Raw genomic sequence first — 2,781 nt, forward strand, 5'->3', positions numbered from 1 at the left:
GGCGATCCAGTGCGAGAGCTTCGTGGACATCGCCGCCCGCGGCCTGCCCGGCCCCACACTCCCTGCGGTCGCGGCGCTGCGGGCCGGGGCGCTGGCCTTCGGCCGCTGCCGCGTGCCGGCGGAGGGCGCCTACACCATGCGGAGCGAGTTCGGCTTCCTCACCGGCCTGCCCTCCGAGACGCTCGGCCTCGACGCGCTCGACCCCTATCTCACCGCGCCCGCCTATCTCGGCCGCACGCTGCCGGAGCTGTTCCGGGCGGCGGGCCGGGCGACCACGTTCCTTCACCCCTACGACCGCCGCTTCTTCGACCGGGACGTGCTGGTCCCCCGCTTCGGCTTCGACCGCTTCATCGACGGCCGCGCCTTCGCGGAGGCCCCGCGCTTCGGACCGTATGTGGCGGACGCGGCGGTGGCGGAGGCGCTCGAGGCCGCGATCCGGGACGCGACGGGGCCGAGCTTCCTGTTCGCCGTCACCATTGAGAACCACGGGCCGTGGGGGCTCGGCCGGCTCGCCGAGACGCACGAGGCCGCGGAGCAGTACGCGCTCCACCTCGCCAACGCCGACCGCATGATCGGGCGGGTGGCCGCAGCGCTTGCGGCCGCGCCCGGCGGGGGGCTGCTCTGCCTTTACGGCGACCACGCGCCCGGCCGCCTGCTGCATCCGGACCTGCCGGACCGCCGCGCCACCGATTACGTGCTCTGGAGCACGACGGCGCCCGCCGCGCCCGCCGAGCGCCGGGACGTGAGCGTGGACGAACTCGGGCGCATGCTGCTCGCCGCCGCCTGACCGCTGTGGCCGCGACGCCTCAGCGCCCGCGCGGAGATGTGGCGGCTTTGTGATGATTGAGGCGGTTAAGGCCTCGTTAGTTGGCACGTAACCTGTTCGGTGCTACCTCCGGCGACCGGGGTTACGGTCAAGTGAGGACGTATGCGGTCCAGTAAGGTAACCGGCGCGGCCGCCATCGCGGTCGCGACCGCGCTGATGAGCGGCTGCTCGACTCTGCCCGCCGCAGGTCCGACGACCGAACAGATCGATCCGCCCAGCGTGTCGAACACCGCGATCAAGGACTACCTGCTGGTGGACCTGAACCAGCGCGTGGTCGACGTGCTGTCGCAGTACCGCGCCGCGCCGTTCTCCCGCCGCTTCTCCGCGCCCCAGCCGGCCCCCGGCCAGATCGTGGGCGTGGGCGACGTGCTGTCGGTGCAGCTGTTCGAGGCGGGCCAGGGCGGCCTGTTCTCCAGCGATCTCGGCGCCCGCGTGTCGCTGACCCAGCGGGTCGATTCCGACGGCTCGATCACGGTGCCCTACGCCGGCCGCATCTCGGCCGCCGGCGCCGGCCCGCAGACGGTCGAGAAGCGCATCGTCGCCGCGCTCGAGGGCCGCGCGATCCAGCCGCAGGCGCTGGTGCAGATCACCGAGACCGTGAGCCGCAGCTTCGTGGTCAACGGCGAGGTGGGCAAGCCCGGCCGCTTCCCCATCACCGCGGCCGGCGACCGGGTGCTCGACGCCATCGCCACCGCCGGCGGCGCCAAGAACGAGCTGTTCCAGACCCGCGTGACGCTGGTGCGCGGCTCGAACCAGGCCTCGTCCATCATGAAGACGCTGGTGGACAATCCGCCCGACAACGTCTTCGTCCAGCCGGGCGACCGCATCTATCTGACGAAGGATCCGGAGCTGTTCATGGCCTTCGGCGCGGTGCCGCAGCCGGGCCCGATCATGTTCGATCTGGAGCGCATCTCGCTGCTCGAGGCGGTGGGCAAGGCCGGCGGCCTCATGGACCAGCGCTCGGACCCCGGCGCGCTGTTCCTGTTCCGCTACGAGCCCGCCTCGGCCGCGCGCGCCATCCGGCCGGATTACGACGGCCGCTTCGGCGAGCGGGTGCCCATGGTCTATCGCGTGAACCTGCGCGACCCGGCGGCCTACTTCTACGCCAAGGCCTTCGCGGTGCGGGACAAGGACGTGCTCTACGTGGCCAACGCCAAGCTGTCGGAGCTGCAGAAGTTCCTGTCGATCCTCGCCACCGCCCGCAACGTCGCCCAGACGGCGCAGGCCGTGCAGAAGCTGGGTCAGTGATCCGGAGGGAGGCGGCGGCCGCGTCCGCGGGCCGCCGCCCGTCCTCCTCACCTCGCGCGCGTCACCACACCCGCGTGACCGCGTAGCCGTCCCGGCGCAGGCGCTCCACAAGCCCGTCCGCGCCGACCAGATGCAGCGCCCCCACCGCCATGAACACGCCCCCTCGCGCGAAGGCCGCGCGGGAGCGGTCGTGCATGCGCGCGTTGCGCTCGCCCAGCACGCTGTCGAGATAGTCGAGCTGGGTGACCATCCGGCGCCCGCCGAGCGTGAACTCCCGGAGCGCGGCGCCGAGGAAGCCCATGCGGCGGTCGAGATAGAGGTTCACCGTGGTCTCGATGTAGTCGGCGAAGTCCGGCCCGAGCCGGGCGGTGTCCACCAGCACCCGAAGCGCCAGCTCCTCGGGGGCGGAGGCAAGCGTCGCCATCTGTTCGTCAGCGCCCTCCAGCCCCTCCACGCGCACGCCCGCGGCGCGGGCGGCCTCCACCACCATCTGGTCGACGTTGATCTCGCCCTGGTCGATGCGGGCGATCTCGCAGCTCGGCGCGGTGGCGAGCATGGCGAGGAACCACGGCTCCAGCCGCTGCGCCGTGGTCTCGGGCACGCCTCGCGCGGCGAGCAGGTTGATGACGGCGCGACGGTCGCCTTCCGGCACCCGGAACAGCGCGCCGCCGCCCGGCCGCACCGCCCGGCGGCCGGCCGCCATCTGC

General features: G+C 72.8%; 3 protein-coding genes. 2 read left to right on the forward strand and 1 reads right to left on the reverse strand.

Annotated features, from left to right (window positions below; all coding sequences use genetic code 11):
* Both ACFQ4O_RS16565 and ACFQ4O_RS16570 read left to right on the forward strand, forming a co-directional pair.
* On the forward strand, positions 1-787 hold a 787-nt coding region (locus ACFQ4O_RS16565; protein ID WP_378777322.1), incomplete at its 5' end, for a sulfatase-like hydrolase/transferase.
* A 141-nt stretch (positions 788-928) separates the two neighbouring features.
* Entirely contained in the window at positions 929-2,074 is a 1,146-nt protein-coding gene (locus ACFQ4O_RS16570; RefSeq protein WP_378777324.1) for a polysaccharide biosynthesis/export family protein, read from the forward strand.
* Between the two features lie 61 nt (positions 2,075-2,135).
* Here the strand turns inward: ACFQ4O_RS16570 and ACFQ4O_RS16575 are convergent.
* On the reverse strand, positions 2,136-2,781 hold a 646-nt coding region (locus tag ACFQ4O_RS16575), incomplete at its 5' end, for a TraB/GumN family protein (RefSeq protein WP_378777326.1).

This window comes from Methylopila musalis (genome assembly GCF_042679725.1).
GTDB lineage: Bacteria > Pseudomonadota > Alphaproteobacteria > Rhizobiales > Methylopilaceae > Methylopila > Methylopila musalis.

Coding starts and splice junctions, on each gene's coding strand:
- ACFQ4O_RS16570 (WP_378777324.1), top strand. CDS start 929: ATGCGGTCCAGTAAGGTAACCGGCGCGGCCGCCATCGCGGTCGCGACC.